A 459-nucleotide genomic window follows, 5' to 3' on the forward strand; every position below is an offset into this window, starting at 1 on the left:
GTGCTGCTCACCCCCCGGGCGCACAATCCGACCGGGGCCAGCCTGGATGCGAAGCGGGCGCGGGCGTTGCGGCAGTTGTTGGCGGCGTACCCGCAGGTAGCAGTGCTGATCGACGATCACTATGCGCTGCTCTCGCAGCAGGCCTATCACTCGGTACTGCCGCTGGATGGGCGGCGCTGGGCGCTGCTGCGTTCGTTGTCCAAACCGCTCGGCCCCGACCTGCGGCTGGCCTGGCTGGCCTGCGATGAAGAAACCGCGATGCGGTGGCGGCTGCGATTGGCATCCGGTATCGGCTGGGTCAGTCACCTGCTGCAGGACGCGGCAACCTCGGTGCTGGCGTCGTCAACGCAGCGGGCGAAGATCGCCTCGGCAGGCGAGCGTTACCAGCAGCGCCTGCAGTCGCTGCAGGAACTGCTGCGCGCGCGTGGCGTGCCGACGCCGCTGCCGATGGAGGGATTG

Annotated in this window: 1 protein-coding gene; it reads left to right on the forward strand. The window is 69.1% G+C overall.

The window, feature by feature from the left end; translation table 11 throughout:
- The coding region (locus EEB19_RS26370) for an aminotransferase class I/II-fold pyridoxal phosphate-dependent enzyme (RefSeq protein WP_187590288.1) at positions 1 to 459 on the forward strand (459 nt) is incomplete at both ends.

Source organism: Gordonia sp. OPL2, assembly GCF_003797825.1.
In the GTDB taxonomy this organism is placed as follows: Bacteria; Actinomycetota; Actinomycetes; order Mycobacteriales; family Mycobacteriaceae; genus Gordonia.